The following is an 18,500-nucleotide window of genomic DNA, read 5'->3' as shown; positions in this document are numbered from 1 at the left end:
GAAAACTTTTTCATCAAACTCTTTTCTAAATGATCATAAATACTTGCAACATATAATTTAGTACTGTATAGTTCTAATCATGACAAAAATAAAATTAATGAATCAAAAACGTGTACTTGAAGTGGCTGCAACATTATTTTTGGAAAAAGGGTTTGCTTATACAAGTATGGATGAATTAGTTCGTGTAAGCAAAGTGTCAAAGTCTAATGTGTACTATCACTTTTCTAATAAGGAAGAATTATTAGAAGGGGTCGTTGATTATTGGATTGATATGTATCAAGCTGCAATGGATGACGTACTGTCTCAGACCCAATTTTCAGTTGAAGATCGTATTCAACTGTTTTTAAAGCAATTATCACAAGGAGTTCAGGCGAGAGAGTATAAGGGCGGCTGTCCATTTATTACTCTTTATATTCAAAGTCCTGCACAGGCCACACAAATAAAAGAAAAAATAGGTCTTTTTTTTACAGGATTACAAAAGAAAGCTTCTCTATTACTGAAACAAGGGGTAGAGAATGGAGAATTCAGAAAGACGATTCATATTGATGAAGTGGCATCACTTTTTATGACAAATCTTGAAGGAGCGTTATTTATTTCAGAAACATTGAAGGATGCCACTGTCATCACAAAAACAGCAGATCATTTATTTAACTTGCTTCGATAAAAGAAGCATTTTTTTTACATCAAATTAGTACTGAATAGTACTAAAAAGGAGATTTCACATGAAAACAGTATTTTTAACGGGTGGAACAGGGTTTATCGGAAAGCAATTAGTCGAAGAATTAGCGAAAGAGGATGTGAACATTCTTCTTTTAGTAAGGTCAAAAAGTAAAGCAACACGCATTTTTCAAGAAAGAGGTATTTTAAATGAGTCAGTGATGCACTTTGTTGAAGGTGATTTGACGAAAGTCGATTTGGGTCTAAGTGCTGAAGATCAGGAGAGGGTATTGAAAACGGATGTGATCATTCACGCAGGAGGCCCTATGGATATTCAAGCGACAAGTAAAGAGGCAGCTTCCGTCTTTTTAAATGGCGCCAAATATATTGGTGAATTAGCTAAAAGTATTCATCAATTGAAGGGCTTGCAGCAATTTATTCATGTTGTCGGTTATATGAGCCCCTTTGATGATCAAAATAGCAAGATTGCCATCGACGTGTTTGAAGAAGGGAACGATTACTTGAAAATAAAAAATCCTTATGAAAAAACAAAGTTTTTAGCAGATCTTTATATTCGTCAACAGGCATCAGCGGTAGGTTATCCGCTTTCTATCATTAATCCGCCAACTGTCGTTGGAAGTAGTCAAACAGGGAGTACAGAGCAAATTGCAGGATTAGGTTTGCTTGTAAAGAGTATGCGAAGAGGGCTCATGCCGGTGATTCCTGGAGGTAAGGACTATCGGTTACCACTTATTTCAAACGATGAGTTTGCGAAGTGTATTGTACAGGTTTTCAAGTTGGAGCAGCCGGTTATTCAAACATATACACTTGTTGAAGACAAAGAGCACGATCAGAACGTTGCTGGACTATTAAGTATGATGTCAGAAAGTATGAATATGAAGGCACCTAGCATCTCTGTCCCAATGCCGCTGATGAAAGCTATCATGAATAGTGGTGTAAGTAAACTCACAAACATTCCTTCTGACGGATTGAATTTTATGACAAAACGAACGTTTTCAAATGTTTCAGTGAAAAAAATAATGGGAGAAGATTGGTTTAAGAAGACGAGTGTCATGACATTTTTCCCTGCTGTAGTAGCTGATCTAGATTATCGAATGATGGATCAACATGGTGAGCAGCATCATTTATTTAAACGAACATTATGCGATAACACGACCCTTTACCAATTACAAGGAGAGGGGAAGCCGTTTATTTTATTACATGGTTTATTGAGTGATGGAGAAGATTTATTTCCTTTAGCAAAAGAGCTTCATGAAAAAACGAGTCAGCCTGTATGGATCTTGGACCTTCCTGGTTTGGGGCGTTCTCCATTTAAACGAGCGAAACATCTTCTAGATATCTATTTAAATGTAGTGAAAAAAGTAATAGAGAAAGCGACGAATGGTGCACATCTAATCGGTCATTCATTCGGTGCGTTTATCTTACTGGAAGCATTGGGACAAGGGTACATAGATAAGGAGTATTCCATCACTTTACTTCAGCCGCCTGTCGCTAAAAAAAATGCTAAATCGCTAAATGTTCCACAATGGATGAACAAATGGTCATTAAAATTAGCAACTCCTAAAATGATAGAGCGTTATGTATTAAGAAATGGTTTGTTTGAAAGCATGGAAAGCATCCCTGAACATTATATTGAAAAAATCAGAAACAGCTTTACTTCTCCTAGAATTTTAAATACGACGGTTCAGCTTAACCATTTATTACGGAAAACCGATCAAGGTGACTTTAAAGAAGTCACAAAGGATCATCTTCACATGATTTGGGGGGAGTATGACAGAGGCTATTCTGCGCCATCGCATCTTGGGAAGGTTGATTTTGTTCCGTATGGCCACCATTTCCCTCTTAGCCACCCGAGTGAAACGGCAGCATTGGTCATCAATAATATTTGTACTAGTAGATAGGAGTCACACCAAAACGAAAAATAAGATTGATGACAAGTGAGCAAAATTTTTCGTTCTGGGTCTTGAAAATATAGAGGTTAACGAGGTGCATAAAACGCATCTAAGGTTTTCGTCATATCATCAGATGCAGATTGTAAGATCACATCTTGCTCTAAAATCGCTGTTCCTTGTGCTCGGACAATATGAAATTGTTGAAAGCCCATCAAGTTTTGGAATATTTCTTTTAGGTAGTAATGTGAAAATTCCAGAGGTGTGTATCGATCGTGATTTGTGAAAATTGAGCCACTTGCTTGAAGCAAAAGTACACGATAATCGTCAGTCATCAGACCAACTGAACCATCTTCTGTATATTTAAACGTTTCTCTCGCAATAAAGATATTATCTATATAATCTTTCATTCGTGACGTCACATTGAAATTATGAACAGGTGATACAATTACAATTCGATGATGTGCTTTGAATTGAGTCAATAGAGCAGATGAAGCAGCGGCGATTTTTTCTTCGGCAGCTGTTAATGATTGTTCAGATGCTTGCTTATCCCAAATTCCTAGCAGCTGGTCTATTTCGATACGAGGAATTTCAGTTCCATATAAATGTAAAATGGTTGGTTCCTCATGAGGAAATCTTTCTTTAAACTGCTTTAAAAATAGTGTTTGCAGTTTGTTTGAATAACTTTCTCGATGAGTGAAATCTGGGTGTGCGTTAATGATTAGTGTTTGCATATACATGCTCCTTTTCTTTTGATAAACTGAGTATAAAATATAAAGGTGACAAAGCATGTCACCTTTTTCAGAAGGAAAATCAAATGAAAAAATCAGAACGCTTAAACCAAGAGCTTATTTTCTTAAGTGATAAATATTCATTTCAATTAAAAGATTTAGAAACTGAATTTGGCATTTCTAAACGTACGGCTTTAAGAGATATGGAAGAGCTAGAGTCCATGGGCTTAGCTTTTTATGTTGAAAATGGCAGACATGGAGGATATCGGCTCGTGAATCAATCTCCATTGGTTCCGATCTATTTTCAAATAGATGAAGTTCAAGCCATTTTTTTCGCTCTTAAAGCCTTAGATCTGTTGTCAGCAACACCATTTAAAAAGTCTTACTCACAGATTCGCCAAAAACTGTTTGCTACAATGTCTGATGAGAGAAAACATCGGATCACGGAGATTTTGGATGTGATTCATTACTATCATGTCGCACCAGTGAGTGAACAACATCATTTGGATTTGATATTGCAGGCAATGATGGAAGATCAAATCGTGAAGATGACATACACTCAATATGAACATAAAAGGATCAGGCTACAATTTCTTGAGTTGTTTTATCGAAATGGGATTTGGTTTACCGAAGCATATGATGTTCAGAATAAAAAGTGGGGCATCTACAGATGTGATTGTATGACGGACTTGATGATCGAAGAAGAAACGAAAGACACTTTTACGAAGGAAGAATTAAAAGCACTGCAGCTCGAATATGAAAAAACCTATCATGATATCTCTTTTAAATGTCGATTAACGGAACAAGGGAAAGAGAAGTTTTTGAAGAATCATTATCCGAATATGAGATTGGAGACCATTGATGATATACCTTATATAGTGGGTGGGTACAACCAAGAAGAATTATCGTATATGACTCACTATTTGATCTCATTTGGGAAACATGTGAAAATTGAATACCCCGATGAATTAAAAGAGAGTTATTTGACTCAATTGCAAGAAATGATGGATCAATATTAAAGTTGAACTTCTACAGAAAAGGCGAACTGCTAAAGTTCGCCTTTTTTCTTTAATAAAAGTTAATGTTAAATTATTCTTTATCATGTAAAATAAAACTAGTTAGGAAAGATTACATATGCTTAAAAGACTGGTTTTAAATCAGTTTTGGACCAAATAATAACCGATATGAGGGGTAATTTCATTATGCATGCAAATATAATATCGTATATTTTTGACAAACAAACTGGCGATATGGAAATGAAAGTTAAATGTGATACATCAAATAATAACATGACATTGCTGTGGCAGAAAAGACAAAGTAGTAGTAATTTGAATTTGTATGGTGGAGTGTACTTTCATAGTTCTATAAATAATGGAATTGCAATCTTTAAAATGAACGTAAATGAAATATTAGATATCTCTACCTTTCATGATAAAGAAATCATTTGGGACTGTTTTTACGTAAATGGAAATGAAAAAGTTGGGGTGAATTTTTCTGAGGTTTATTCTAATTTTGAATATCATATTTTTGAAAGAGATTTGTATAAAGTAGTACCATTTATAACAAAAGGCGCTAAAACGCTGGCGTTATTTATAAGGACTGTAGAGATTAAAAGTAATATTCATCTTTTAGAAATTCAAAAAGATGGGGTAAAAGGAATAGTGGAACTGGAATCAAAGGAAATAGATATCCAACAGTTCCAAACATACTTATGCTTGCGTAAAAGAGATCATAATTCTTTGACAGAATATACACAAGAGGTCTCCACAAAACTTTTTTATATAGATAATAAGTATCAAATTGAAGGCGATTTTAAAGAATTCTTTCATAGTATAACCAACCAAACATCATGGGATATATTTGTGAAAGTCGAAAGTTCCAAAAATAAAATTTATGTGGCAGCAAATTTCGAACAGCTCACTTCTATAAGAATAGATTTTCATGATTTGTTTTATTCTATAAAAGCCTTACAAACTCTTCAACAAAATATAATTACGTTACAAATTAAACAGAAAGAGTTTGCTTCCTTGGTTTCTTCTGTTTCAGAAAATGAAGATGTTTTTTATTTCAAAGGGGATTTACCGAAAATTGGAGGTGAAAAGAGGTACAGCTTAGTTAGTAAACTCCGTGGGAAAGTAGCTGATAACTTTGAATATTTCAATGAATTTGAAAATGAAATATCAACGGATGATAATTTAACTTTTGATATCAAAGTTTCTCTTGCTGAATTGATTCCCAATTTTAAAGACAAGGATATATGGGATTTGTTTATCAGATGTAGACAAGATGGTGAGTTTTGTTATGATATACCTTTATCGTCTAATAGCAAGCAGAAAATAATGTCGACTAATAAAAAAGTTACTTTATTTGTAAATGGTTCACATTCTTATTCAGTTTGGGTAAATGTTGATAGAGGACCTCGAGATAATCTAACAAACATTGCAATATTAGGTACTTGTTATAGTCGAAATGCTTTTAATACATCAGATTTTTTCAATCCATACTACAAAAAACTATACAAATGTTCTTATACTCAGTTCCATTCAAATATTATGAGTATAGTATCTGATCCAGTAGTGTTTGATGAAACTGAATTTCTTGATTGTGGATTAAAACCTTCAGACATTAGTTATATTAGATCAGATTTTCAAAAAGATTTTTTTGAAAACTTATTAGAAAGTAATGCAGACTATTTAATAATAGATTTTTATGTTGATGCTTGTAGAGAAGTCATTCAAATTAAGGGAAATGCAAATATCACATTAAATTACTTACTTCCTCGAACAAAATACTTTAAACAAATTAAAAATAAGCCTGTCATATCTCATACCAATAATGAAATGTATTTAGATTTATGGAAAGAAAAACTTAAAGTATTTGTTCAAAGACTTCTTGAAATAATGCCGGCAGATAAAATAATTTTAAATAGAGGACGGTTAACATCAAAATATTTAGATTCAAACAATAAAATTAATGATTTCCCTAATCAAGATATTATAAAGAGGAACAATATATTATGGGATAGAATGGATCATTGCTTAATAAATTTGATACCAGAAATAAAAACAATTGATATGCGTGATACGTCTTTTATTGGTCATTATAATCATCCATTTGGCAAAAGTTATGCACATTATGAAAGTGGATATTACAAAGAGTTTTTGTCGAAATTAAATGAGATAGTCTTAATGGATAAAAGTAATCAATAATGGAAAGTAATATCTTTTCTAATCATTCGCAGTGTTAAACTAGACATATTAGAAAATGACAACTATGAAAGCAAAAAAACCGATTTTCTCAAAGGGATGATCGGTTTTTTATTATTTGCGAGACTATTTTTTAATTGAGGATGAATGTACTGTAAATGCTTTAGAAATTTGTTTTACCTTTCCATACGTCAGCTGCCGCCAAATATATTCCATCGGTCCATACTTAAACCGCTTTAACCAAAACGTACTGAAAAGCACAAGGAAGACATACACGCCAATAGCCATGAAGAACGTACCAGCCGGCTGAAGATGATCGACAAGACCCGCTCCATACTTTAGAAATAGCAAGGTTCCAATGATCGAGTGAAGCAAATAACAGGTTAGTGACATCCGTCCGACTTTTGTAAAGACCATCAAAGCACCTCGCAGCTGAGGAACGTGTAGAAATAGCATTGCGAGTGTACTCATATAGAACATACTGCCAGTTAATCCTCCGTTTTGTTCAAGGGCAGTGGCCATGTTAACCCAGAGTGTATTTTCAAAAGGATTGACCGCCGTAATGATCGTACTGCCTTGGGTGATGAGAAAAGCGATTGTACAAATGATCCAAATGCGATTCCAAATTGCTTTTTTCGCCTCCATGTTTTTGAAAAACTCCATTTTCACAAAATACACACCAAGTAAAAACATGAAGAACATAGAATAGACAGTGAAAAATGAACTGGAAGCCATTGTCACCATATCTGCCCACCGGTCACCAATAGATGCTAAATAAGTCAGACTGTTGTGGCTGATTAATTCAAAATCGGCAAAGTCTGGCTTGCCTGATGATCCTGTACTGATGGTATTGAGCAGCATTGTGAAAAGAGGCGTGAGCAATTGAATCACAAAGAGTGTGATCAGCCAGTACAGGATGGTTCTGGCTGTGCGTTTGTAAAAGAAAAGCAATAAAAAGCCCGCGACAGCATAATAGGTCAAAATATCACCAATCCATACAAACGTGACATGCAGAAGACCAATCCCTAAGAGAATGGTTAATCTGCGAGCGAACAGCTTGTTCGGACTATCCACCTTCTGAGTAGCTCGATCCATAAATATCATAAAACCAACCCCGAATAGAAAAGAAAATAACGTAATGAATTTCCCCGAGGCAAACCAATTCACAATGTGGTGAAATACATCATTAGACTCCATCTCAAATCCCTTGACCGAATCCACAATCAAAAAATAGTTGACCAAAATAATCCCCATTAAGGCGAATCCTCGTACGATGTCCAAGAAATGCACCCGTTCTTTAAGACTCATTGGTTGTCCGTGTTCTACCTTGCTTACATTCATATTAATGCTCCTTTTCATGTATTGGATCTAAAGATAGATCCTTCAATGAATCAATATACAGGCCAATTCTTAATCATTTATGAAGATCCAATTTTTTGAAAATAAATGTGACAACTTGATGGCAATTGATCATATTCATAAACACTTAAGATTTATGGTGTATCTTTTCACATAGCTAGATGATATATAGTAATAATATATAAGAATGAAGTCATGGAGGATGAGGTGAGAGAGATATGACCCATCGAATATTAGTTGTAGAGGATGATCAGGATATTGGTGACCTGTTGCAGGAATCTCTGACACGTACAGGGTATGAGGTGTTGAGAGCCATGAATGGCAAGCAGGCATTGCATGTTATAGATGATTCGCTGGATTTGGTGATTTTGGATGTCATGATGCCAGGTATCTCCGGTATAGAAACGTGCCAGCAAATAAGAGCCTCCTCAAACGTTCCCATTTTATTTCTGACAGCCAGATCAAGTACATTGGATAAAACAGAAGGATTACTCGCTGGCGGAGATGATTATATGACAAAACCTTTTTCAGAAGAGGAGCTTCACGCTAGGGTCATGGCGCAATTGCGCAGATATACCATCTATCAGGAAAAAAAGGAACAGGAAGAAACCTATTTAGTTGGTGGTAGCCTGAGGGTGAGTGAGGAATTTAATGAAGTGTGGAAAAGTGGGCAGCAAATCAAGTTATCTGATTTAGAATATCGGATATTAAAACTGCTCATGAACAAACGAAACAAAATATTTTCTGCTCAAAATATTTATGAAAGCGTGTGGGGCCAGCCTTATTTTTATTGTTCAAACAATACGGTTATGGTGCATATCCGAAAGCTGCGTGCCAAAATTGAAGATGACCCGGCTCGTCCCGTGTATATCAAAACAGAATGGGGGAGAGGATACCGGTTTGGCACATCGTAAATATACGCTGACCAAAAAGCTGTCACTGCTCATTTTGGTCGCTGCTATCGTAAGTGGTGTTGTCTTTTTGACACTGCAAAAGATCACTGATCACCTGATTGAAGGATATTTAAGTTCGGATGAGTACTATAAGGAAGAATCTGCTAGATACATTCAAACATTCAGCCGCTACGTTTCAGAACATGAGCTGACTTCAACGGATCGAAAAGCATTCGGTGAGTGGGTGAAAAAAGAAGATTATATTAATCTCACTGTTTACAAGGATGAAGTGCTTCAATATGACTCGATTTACTCTGTCGCTGACGAATCGGCCTATGGGAAAGAAAAGGTGACCGACTACGCAAAGCGTCATTCTTACCCGGTTCAATTTAGCGACGGAGAAGGTAGGGTTATGGTAGACGGATTTTACTCCTCTCGATATCACGATCTCGCCTTTACACTAGAACTGCTTGGTGCAACACTCATTTTTCTCATGATTGTGCTTGTTGGCATTCGCCGAAGTCTGCGGTACTTGCAAACGATCCGTGAAGAGATTCATATTCTTGAAGGCGGTGAGCTCGATTATGAGATGACAGTGAAGGGGCATGATGAATTGGCCATGATTGCAAAGAGTATTGAGGATTTAAGAACAGCCTTTTTGGACAAGCTTCAGGCTATTGATGATCTGCAGGAAGAGAGCCGCAGCTTGGTGACCGAAATGTCGCATGATATGAGGACCCCGCTGACATCACTCATCATGAATCTTGAATTTGCGAAAAAAGAGGAGGCTCTAGCGGATACCCGCAAGGAGCAATATATAGCGAGTGCGTATGGAAAAGCCCTGCAATTAAAGAATCTGTCTGACAATCTATTTGCCTATTTCCTGCTAGATAAAGATCACGAGTCAGAGCTTGAAACCGTTGCAGTGAAAGAAGTGATTTATGATCTTCTATCAGATCAGGTCGCCCTGCTGCATCAGGAGAATTTCACGGTCCATATTGTAGGCGAAATGCCGGATAGCTATATTAATGTGAATGTCGAGGAGCTTGGCAGAGTATTTGATAATGTGATGTCTAACTTACGTAAATACGCAGATCCTGAAAAGGACATTCAGATCACTTTTTTATCCGACCAAGATGTCTTTGAAATCCATGTGAGCAATGCGATAAAAAAGACAGACATCATACCGGAAAGCAATGGACTCGGGGAACGAAGCATCAAGCGGATGATGTCCCGAATGCATGGACAGTTTGAAAGTGTAGAAAAACACGATACCTACTACATCGTACTGCGATTTTGGAATACCAAAATATAGAGAGCAAAAACAACATCATGGAATGGGGAAACAATCTGATGAAACGATTCAACAATTTCCAAAAGGTACCTGATCTCTTGCAAGGCCTTCTGAATATCTGCCTGTTCTTTCTAGCGATTGCGCTAAGCGTACTCTTAATTAGTGAAACATGGTACATCGTACAATTCGTCTATAAAACATTGTTTAACAAAGGAGAAAGCTATTATGGAATGCTTGGCGAGCTGCTGATCTTCTTTATGTATTTTGAATTTATCGCCTTAATTATTAAATACTTTAAATCTAACTTTCATTTTCCGCTTCGCTATTTTATTTATATAGGGATCACAGCGGTCATCCGTTTGATTATCATTGATCATGAAGAGGCGGTATCGACGTTCTGGTGGGCGCTGGCCATACTTGCAATGACCTGTGCACTCTTTATTGCGAGCAAAAGAGATGCTGCTCAAGAGCATGAGGAAGTGAAGTAAGGAAGAAGAAGGACGAGTGGTCAACACTCGTCTCAGCGTGTAGACAAACCCCCGCATTCGGTGTCAGTCCTGCGCTCCGGTGCTCACGAATGTCAAATTCGCTCTGCTCTGGTGCTCGTCCTTCCTAGGGCTGCAAAGGTTTTCTATCACGCTGAAAAGAAGACAAAGGGCTAAAATCAAGTTCATTTTAGCCCTTTGTCAACAATCTGGGACGAGTGGTCAATACTCGTCTTTTTTGTGTTTAAATGAACAGTTTTTGAATATGTGTTGATTAATGAACAATGATTGAAAGATTGACAATTGATGATGATGTATCTAGAAAATATAATATAAATAGACAGGTGTTCATAAATGAATAGATGTATAGAAAAAGTATTCTGTCCAAAGCAGTTAACGGATTCACAAGTTCTTATGTTATGCTTTAGAAAAAGAGAAACCATTCTTTTCCTAGACATTGATTGTCATCATTCTATCTATAGGGGTCGATCGTATGCGAAGTATTCAAAGTTTGTTTGTTGAATGGTTACTTGTACTTACAAAGAAGAAACTAAATGTTGAGGGGTATTTAGAAGAACGAAGAATGGCGAATCAATTACCTTATGTGCTGCCTGAGAAGTTGAAAAAGAAATATCACATCACCAAAAGCAGCATGTTTTCAGTCGATACGTACATGTTGAAATCAGATGTGCAGCCAGATGATCATCAGGTGCTATTTTTACATGGAGGAGGCTATATTGAGCAGCCGCTCGTATGGCATTGGCGTTTCTTGGATCGATTGACGAAGCAATTAAATAGTACGGTGTATGTGCCAGTTTATCCAAAAGCACCGAATCATCAGTATATGGATGCAATCGAGAGTGTTCTCCCAGTTTACCAAGCTCTTTTAGAAAAAGGAACACCAGAAAAAATCGTCATCATGGGTGATTCTGCTGGCGGCGGTTTATCGCTCGCCTTTGCTCAATACTTAGCAAAAAAAGGTCTCCCGCAGCCTGGAAACATGATTCTATTATCACCATGGCTTGATGTGACATTAAGTCATCCTGATATCGCTAAAATGGTTCCAAAAGAGCCAATGCTCAACCTAGATTTACTGATCGAGTCGGGCAAAACCTATGCAGGTGATACAGATGAAACACATCATTTGATCAGCCCGATCTATGGAGAAATCAAATCGTTAGGACGAATTTCTGTTTTTATTGGCACTCATGAATTCTTTCTCCCAGATGCCCGGAAATTCAAAGAGATGGCAGACAAGCAGGGTGTTCCCATCAACTATATCGAATACCCCAAAATGAATCACGTCTTTCCTGTCTTCCCTATTCCCGAAGCGAACCAAGCGTTAAAACAAATTGTCGCTATTATTGAGAGCGAGACTTTCCCTTTGAGGGATATGACAAAATAGGATGCGAACATGAGAATGGCCAGCAATGCTCTAGTCATTCTCGTTTCTAATTGGAGGATCAAAAGTTAATTATGAACGAAACAGAACCGTTCTCATTTACAAGTATGCAGGAAGTAGCTCCTGTAGCTATTCCAGAAAGACAGTTCATTCAATCACATGACGGCATACGTCTTGCTTATTATCCGTTTTTATCAGAAACAAACACGCAGACCAATGTGATCATCATTCATGGCGGAGGCGCTCACAGCTTGGCTGGTTATGAGCATATTGCCTATAGATTGCAACATGATTTTCACGTGAATGTGTTTTTGCTGGATTTGAGAGGTCACGGACATTCTGGAGGAAAAAAGGGAGATACACCCAAAGTCACTGACGTATGGCAAGATATTTCGCAAGTTGTGGATGTCATCAAACAGCAGCACGAAGGAGCACTTTATCTTTGTGGTCATTCCTCTGGAGCTGGATTGCTGCTTCAATATCTATCTTGGGGTGAAAAAAGAAAAGTAGACGGTTACTTTTTTATTGCTCCTGAATTTGGCTACAAATCTGACACAGCGAAGTCTAATCAAGTCCCTTTTGCCACAGTTCAAGTTTGGAAATTTGTGCTATCTGCGATGACAAAAGGAAGGCTGATGGGGCATTCAGAAGCTGTACGATTTCACTACCCAGCATGGGTAATTGCACAAGATCCACTTCTTTTAACAGGCATCACCATCAATATGGCTCTTGCCTTAACGCCATCTGCACCTCAAAAACAATTTGCAAGGCTGGACCAGCCTTATGGCATGTTTGTTGGAAGCGAGGATGAGTTATACGACGTAGACAAATTTCATCCGTATCTGGCGCTTCCAAATCAGCAGGTGAAAAATCAATCTGTTTACCAAGTGATAGAAAACCATACTCATTTGTCCATTTTACTAGAATCGGGAAAAAAGATTGGGCATACAATCCAAATGTGGAAAAGTTCCAATTAACCTGAACAACTAGTCAACACTCTACCTTTTTCTTAAAAATTTACATTGACACCATCCTTTTCTATGATAAAATCATAGTGTGATAATGAGAATCGTTATCAAACGATGTGACTACATATAGAATGGATAGGTGAGGTACATGTTCAAAAAATCTTTTTGGTCGCTATTAGTTGTGCTCTCCATCGTATTACTTGCGGCTTGTGGCAGTAATAGCAGTGAAGGCAAGTCAGATAGTAATGAGAAAACAAGAACCGTTGAAAGCGCTATCGGTTCAACTGAAATTAAAGGATCGCCTAAACGTGTGGTGACGTTGTATCAAGGAGCAACGGATGCAGCCGTCGCTATGGGCATTAAACCAGTGGGTGTTGTAGAATCTTGGCTTGAAGCACCTACGTATAAATATTTAAGAGATGATTTAAAGGGTGTCAAAATTGTTGGGCAGGAAACACAACCAAACTTAGAAGAAATTGAAAAGCTGAAGCCAGATTTGATCATTGCATCAAAAATCCGTCACGAGCAAATTTTTGATCAGCTGAAAGAAATCGCTCCAACTGTTGCAACAGAAACAGTGTTCACGTTTAAAGACACAGTGAATTTAATGGGTGAAGCGTTAAACAAGCAAGACAAATCAAAAGAATTGCTGACGAAGTGGGATGACCGCGTCGCTGACTTCAAAGAAAAAGCAAAGAAAGACATTAAAAACTGGCCAATGAGTGTGTCTGTGGTGAACTTCCGTGCAGATCATGCAAGAATCTATCAAACTGGGTTTGCAGGTTCAATTTTAACAGAGCTAGGCTTTGAAGGTCCAAAAAATGTCAAAGATAAAAAGCAAGATATCATTACACTTACAGACAAAGAGAGCATTCCACAAATGGATGCAGATGTGATCTATTACTTCATGGATGATCAGGATAAAGCAGTTGAAAAAGCATATAAAGAGTGGACAAGTCATCCTTTATGGAAGCAGCTTGATGCAGTGAAAGCGAAACAAGTGCATAAAGTGGATGAAATCACTTGGAACATGGCTGGCGGTATCACCGCTGCAAACATGATGCTTGATGATATTTATGATCGTCTAGGGCTTGATAAATAAGTGTAGCAGAGGAGAAAATGTGAAAAACCATTTTCTCCTTTTTCCATAACAGATTGAAAGCGGGAATCAGATGAGAAGTTTATTAAAAAAGGATTCGAGCAAGGCACTGCTATTTGCTGGATTCATCGTGTTGATGTTGGTCTTTTTTATGCTCAGTATTTCTCTTGGGCAAACCTCAATTTCCCTCAAAGCCACCATCCATGCGTTTCTTCAGTTTGATGAGTCAGATCCAAACAGTGTGATTGTCATGACATCCAGATTATCAAGAGCTTTAATTGCGACGGTTGTTGGATCAAGTCTAGCGATTTCAGGTGCACTCATGCAGGCATTGACGAGAAATCCGCTGGCTGCACCAGATCTTTTAGGTATTAATGCAGGTGGACTCTTTTTTATTGTGATTTCGATTGTTTTCTTTTCTACTGAGTCGTTAACAGGTTATATGTGGACGGCCTTTTTAGGCGCTGCCATTGCAGGTATGCTCGTCTTTCTTCTAGGCTCCATTGGAAGAGACGGACTGACACCGGTCAAAATTGTACTCGCAGGTGCTGCGATATCTGCTCTGTTTGCGTCCTTTACTCAAGGACTTTTAATCGTGAATGAACAGTCCATTCAAAGCATCCTGTTCTGGATGGCTGGTTCAGTGTCAGGAAGAAGTATAGATATGCTGCTGCCAGTGCTGCCTTATATTCTTGGGGCGACTGTGGTGGCGCTGCTTCTTGGTCGCTCGATCAATGTCCTTTTATCGGGTGATGATATTGCGAAAGGGCTTGGCCAGCGTACGCTTCTTTTGAAGATGACGATGGGGGTACTTGTCGTCTTTTTAGCAGGAGGTTCCGTCGCTGTTGCAGGATCCATTGGATTTGTTGGTTTTCTTGTGCCGCATATTGTGAAAAAGCTCGTTGGACCTGACCACCGCTGGGTACTGCCGTATTGTGCCGTTGTAGGGGCGTCGCTTTTACTTGTCGCAGACCTTGCCGCTCGTTTTCTGATCATGCCGCAGGAAGTACCGATTGGTGTCATGACGGCGGTAGCAGGAGCGCCTCTATTTGTTTATCTCGTGCGCAAGGGGTTGAAGACAGGTGGCTAAAACATACACAGTGCGTTCAAAGGGCGGACGCATTTCATTTCAATTTTCAAAGCGGACGTTTTTAATTTTACTATTATTGACAGGCATTGCCTTTGGTTTATTTATTCTGAGCCTTTGTATGGGCAGCCGGTTTATTCCGCCTGCTGATGTGCTGCTACATATCTTCGGACAAGGCGAGGGAAATACGTTTGTATTAAATACGTTGAGGATTCCAAGGACCCTGCTTGCGGTTTTAGTGGGAGCGGCACTTGCGGTATCGGGGCTTATTTTACAAGGTCTCATTCGAAATCCGCTTGCATCGCCTGACATCATAGGAATTACGAGCGGTGCGTCGTTTGGCGCCATTATGTTCATCGTCTTTTGGATGGGCACTGTGCCTATTGCTTATCAGTCGTTGTGGGCCATTGCAGGCGCTTTTGCGGTATCATGCCTGATTTATTTGCTTTCATGGAAAAAAGGCGTCAAGCCGATCACGCTCGTCTTGATGGGGATTGGGATTTCCGCCATTATGAAGGCGTGTGTGACGTTTACTCTTGTGCTCAGCGATACGATGACCACGACCAAGTCATACATCTGGCTGACGGGCAGTTTATATGGTTCTACAATGAAGGACGTCATCGCAATGCTTCCTTGGGTATTGATGATTTTACCGATTGTCATGGTGCTGGCAAGAACGATGAATGTGAAGGAGCTTGGAGATGATCTTGCAACAGGTCTCGGGGTCAAGGTTCAGGCGAAGCGGTTATTCTTTCTACTGATGAGTGTGACATTAGCCGGTATTGCCGTTGCCTTCGCAGGCGGTATTGAATTTGTCGGACTGATGGCGCCGCATGTTGCAAGGATGATCATCGGTCGTTCCTTTATTGCGCTTGTTCCAGCATCTGCGCTTGTTGGAAGTATTCTCGTGATGCTGGCAGACTTAGTTGCGAGAACGGCTTTTCTCCCGTTAGATGTCCCGGCAGGTGTGTTTACGGCTGCAATCGGCGCACCGTTCTTTATTTATTTGTTATATCAACAGCGAAATCGTTAAACGAAAGATGGGGGTTTTGATATGAAGCCAGAGTGGGTTGAGAGAGAATTACTTGATTTCGGGGTACACATCACAAATGGACCAATGACATCTGATCGCACACTTGCTGCGCTTTTTTCAGAAGCATCTATCAGACGTTTATTAGAAGCTGAAAAGGAAGCGATGCATGCACCGAATATAGCAGTGGCGGCGTCCATGTTTTCAAAACGCTATGCCTATTTAGCTGTTAGTTCTACTTTGTACTTGATGACGATGTATGATGCTGTCTACCGGTTTTCACCAGAGGCGTGTGTCTTTAGAGAAGATCGTAAAATTGAGCTAGATGAAACGCTCTGTTCATTTGTTCAGTCAGAAGGAGATCGTCATGAGTGGAGAGAGCAGGTCGTCCGCATGCTATTTACGCAGTGTGTCACACCTCTTTTAGATGTATTGAAACGTACTTCAAGACTTCCGTATTCAATTTTATGGGAAAATGTAGCGGTACGTATCAATTCTCTTTACCGTAGCATGATGCGAGAAACGGAAGAGCCTAAAATGAAAGAGCGCGTACGGGAGGATTATTTGTTTCTGAAGAAGGCATCGGGTGATCTTTTCGGAGCGAAGCAAAATCCTTTTCAGCACAGCTTAAATTTAGATGAAAGTTTGCTAGACACATCAAATCGAAAGACTTGCTGTATGTATTATAAGCTTGAGAAAAAATCAGAGAGCCTTGATTATTGTCTCGTCTGTCCGCTAAAGTAAAAAACACCTTATGCAAGGTGTTTTTTTATTAGATTAGATTTTTCTTAAATATTTATACAGTAAATTTAAATATGATATTTATGTTATATTGTTTCATTATATCATCATTTATGGAAGGAACTGATATGAAAAAAATTATCTTATATATCATCTTTATTTTCATCATCATCATTGGCTTGTTCTTCATTCAACCACTTAAAAACCACATCTCTTTTCTTAAAGTAAAAAGTACAAATCTTACTGAATTAAAGGTGGGAGAATTGAAGTTGGGATTAATAAAGAGAAACTATAGTGAAAACGAGTGGATTAAAACTTCAAATTCAAATTATTTTAAAGTGAATAATAGAAAAGAAATAGTGGCAATCTCTTTAGAAAATAATCAAAGTAATATAAACAACACAATAAATATTCATTCAACTAAAAAAGATATCTATGATTATTTAGGTGAAAATTATTATCGTAGAAATGACGATCAAGGATATGAGATTTTAGGCTATAAGAATTCAAAGCATGATATCAAAATAGAATTTTTCTGTTTAGATCGCAATATAGAAAGAATTATTATTAGTAAATTGGGGGAATAAACATAACATAATGATCAGAATCTTTATAAGATGAGAAGTGTGTTTGATGTTGTATGATCATCTTTTTTAGAGATATTAATTGGAAAGAGACACTGCTTGCTCATAGCAGTGTCTCTCTTTTTTATTCCCAAATATCGCTTACCCATTCAGGGTGATCAATGAAAGGATTGCGATTGTGCTGGTACGTTTGATAGATGATTTCGTTACGATTCCGTTCGATTTGATCGACTGGATCTTGCTTGTGCCATTTCAATAGGACAGACATTTTGCCGTGAAGAGGGGCGCTTCCATTATTCACTTTGTTGTTTAATTCTAAATCTGGGAAGCGGTCATCGCCTTCATATCGGACGGCCATATAAAAGAGCATTCTTGCTACATCTCCTTTCACCCGGCTATGAGGTTCAAATGAGTCGCTGTCGTAGAAGTTGCCCGGCGCTCCCTTGTATTCATTTCCGCCTATATCAAAATCTAAATTACCTCGTGTGCTATTCGTTTGTACGTCTGTTGCCCGAAGGTGATGGAGATCTGTACCAGGTCCTTGGCTCGTCCCAAAATTGCCGTGAGATTTAGCCCACACATGCTCCCGGTTCCACTGTCCCACGTTTCCTCCATTTGCTTGCTTTGACCTGGAGATACCGCTATAGAGCAGAAGCACATTGCTTGGATTTTTTGGATCTTCATCCGTTTTCTTTAATGCATCCCAAACCTGGCTGTAGGATAGCTGCGTATGATCATCAATAATATCGTGTAATGCTTTCTTAAGAGCAGGCCCAGATTTGCCAGCAGCAGATTGGTAATAGGAATCAATTTGACTTGAAGCGGTTGTTTTCGCATGTTGAGCAGATGTTTCGGTTTGAAGCTGTAACGGGGAAAAGGTGATGGTTTGACTCGGTTCATTCAGAGTAAAGCCTTGAGCACTTGCAGCGGGAGGCAGCGGAGCGGCAAATGTACCGAAAATCATGATTCCGGCGGCCACAGTTCCAAATAAAGATCTTTTCATTCTATTTCCTCCTTCATAGGGAATGTATACTCTTTATTTCTATCATATTGC

At 38.4% G+C, this 18,500-nt stretch carries 17 protein-coding genes; 14 read left to right on the top strand and 3 right to left on the bottom strand.

What is annotated here, in order from left to right; genetic code table 11:
• The first annotated feature begins 97 nt into the window (after positions 1-97).
• Positions 98-664, top strand: coding sequence for a TetR/AcrR family transcriptional regulator (locus KVT11_RS06340; protein ID WP_116306182.1), 567 nt, complete (start codon positions 98-100; stop codon positions 662-664).
• Between the two features lie 58 nt (positions 665-722).
• The gene (locus tag KVT11_RS06335; RefSeq protein WP_116306180.1) at positions 723-2,579 is read left to right on the top strand and encodes an alpha/beta fold hydrolase; all 1,857 of its coding nucleotides are present in this window, start codon (positions 723-725) and stop codon (positions 2,577-2,579) included.
• Positions 2,580-2,656: 77 nt separating this feature from the next.
• Here KVT11_RS06335 and KVT11_RS06330 read toward each other — a convergent pair whose 3' ends face one another.
• Positions 2,657-3,301, bottom strand: coding sequence for an FMN-dependent NADH-azoreductase (locus tag KVT11_RS06330; protein ID WP_116306178.1), 645 nt, complete (start codon positions 3,299-3,301; stop codon positions 2,657-2,659).
• Positions 3,302-3,384: 83 nt separating this feature from the next.
• On the opposite strand from KVT11_RS06330, the gene KVT11_RS06325 reads away from it, so the two are divergent.
• On the top strand, positions 3,385-4,317 hold the full coding sequence (locus KVT11_RS06325; RefSeq protein ID WP_116306176.1) for a helix-turn-helix transcriptional regulator: 933 nt from the start codon (positions 3,385-3,387) through the stop codon (positions 4,315-4,317).
• A gap of 183 nt (positions 4,318-4,500) precedes the next feature.
• Positions 4,501-6,507 carry a DUF6270 domain-containing protein gene (locus KVT11_RS06320; RefSeq protein ID WP_116306174.1) on the top strand — a complete coding sequence of 669 codons (2,007 nt, stop codon included), beginning with the start codon at positions 4,501-4,503 and terminating at the stop codon, positions 6,505-6,507.
• A gap of 123 nt (positions 6,508-6,630) precedes the next feature.
• On the opposite strand, the gene KVT11_RS06315 is transcribed toward KVT11_RS06320, so the two are convergent.
• Positions 6,631-7,845 (bottom strand): DUF418 domain-containing protein, encoded by a 1,215-nt coding sequence (locus tag KVT11_RS06315; RefSeq protein ID WP_116306172.1) that lies wholly within the window; start codon positions 7,843-7,845, stop codon positions 6,631-6,633.
• Positions 7,846-8,081: 236 nt separating this feature from the next.
• Between KVT11_RS06315 and KVT11_RS06310 the strand changes: the two genes are divergently transcribed.
• From KVT11_RS06310 to KVT11_RS06265, 10 genes are all read left to right on the top strand, one after another.
• Positions 8,082-8,777 (top strand): response regulator transcription factor, encoded by a 696-nt coding sequence (locus KVT11_RS06310; RefSeq protein WP_046526621.1) that lies wholly within the window; start codon positions 8,082-8,084, stop codon positions 8,775-8,777.
• On the top strand, positions 8,764-10,071 hold the full coding sequence (locus KVT11_RS06305; RefSeq protein WP_116306170.1) for a HAMP domain-containing sensor histidine kinase: 1,308 nt from the start codon (positions 8,764-8,766) through the stop codon (positions 10,069-10,071). The genes KVT11_RS06310 and KVT11_RS06305 overlap by 14 nt, the downstream gene beginning before the upstream one ends.
• Positions 10,072-10,109: 38 nt before the next feature.
• Positions 10,110-10,538 carry a phosphate-starvation-inducible protein PsiE gene (psiE, locus tag KVT11_RS06300; protein ID WP_116306167.1) on the top strand — a complete coding sequence of 143 codons (429 nt, stop codon included), beginning with the start codon at positions 10,110-10,112 and terminating at the stop codon, positions 10,536-10,538.
• Between the two features lie 490 nt (positions 10,539-11,028).
• Positions 11,029-11,940: an alpha/beta hydrolase gene (locus KVT11_RS06295; RefSeq protein WP_116306166.1), complete on the top strand. Its 912-nt coding sequence runs from the start codon at positions 11,029-11,031 to the stop codon at positions 11,938-11,940.
• A gap of 71 nt (positions 11,941-12,011) precedes the next feature.
• The gene (locus tag KVT11_RS06290) at positions 12,012-12,914 is read left to right on the top strand and encodes an alpha/beta hydrolase (protein WP_217608989.1); all 903 of its coding nucleotides are present in this window, start codon (positions 12,012-12,014) and stop codon (positions 12,912-12,914) included.
• Between the two features lie 139 nt (positions 12,915-13,053).
• Positions 13,054-14,007 carry an ABC transporter substrate-binding protein gene (locus KVT11_RS06285; RefSeq protein WP_007500381.1) on the top strand — a complete coding sequence of 318 codons (954 nt, stop codon included), beginning with the start codon at positions 13,054-13,056 and terminating at the stop codon, positions 14,005-14,007.
• A gap of 70 nt (positions 14,008-14,077) precedes the next feature.
• Entirely contained in the window at positions 14,078-15,094 is a 1,017-nt protein-coding gene (locus KVT11_RS06280) for a FecCD family ABC transporter permease (RefSeq protein WP_007500383.1), read from the top strand.
• Positions 15,087-16,124, top strand: a complete 1,038-nt coding sequence (locus tag KVT11_RS06275; RefSeq protein ID WP_057079118.1) for a FecCD family ABC transporter permease — start codon at positions 15,087-15,089, stop codon at positions 16,122-16,124. Before KVT11_RS06280 ends, KVT11_RS06275 begins: the two co-directional genes overlap by 8 nt.
• Positions 16,125-16,145: 21 nt before the next feature.
• Positions 16,146-16,865, top strand: coding sequence for an IucA/IucC family C-terminal-domain containing protein (locus KVT11_RS06270; protein ID WP_065461003.1), 720 nt, complete (start codon positions 16,146-16,148; stop codon positions 16,863-16,865).
• A gap of 125 nt (positions 16,866-16,990) precedes the next feature.
• The gene (locus KVT11_RS06265) at positions 16,991-17,449 is read left to right on the top strand and encodes a hypothetical protein (protein ID WP_223255591.1); all 459 of its coding nucleotides are present in this window, start codon (positions 16,991-16,993) and stop codon (positions 17,447-17,449) included.
• Between the two features lie 121 nt (positions 17,450-17,570).
• On the opposite strand, the gene KVT11_RS06260 is transcribed toward KVT11_RS06265, so the two are convergent.
• Positions 17,571-18,449, bottom strand: a complete 879-nt coding sequence (locus KVT11_RS06260; RefSeq protein ID WP_116306160.1) for an endonuclease I family protein — start codon at positions 18,447-18,449, stop codon at positions 17,571-17,573.
• Positions 18,450-18,500: the final 51 nt, after the last annotated feature.

Origin of the sequence: Bacillus sp. GbtcB10, from assembly GCF_019091365.1 — a bacterium.
Taxonomy (GTDB): domain Bacteria; phylum Bacillota; class Bacilli; order Bacillales; family Bacillaceae; genus Bacillus; species Bacillus altitudinis.
Note: the sequence above shows the minus strand (reverse complement) of the source record. Positions and strands in the feature narration are given on the sequence as shown.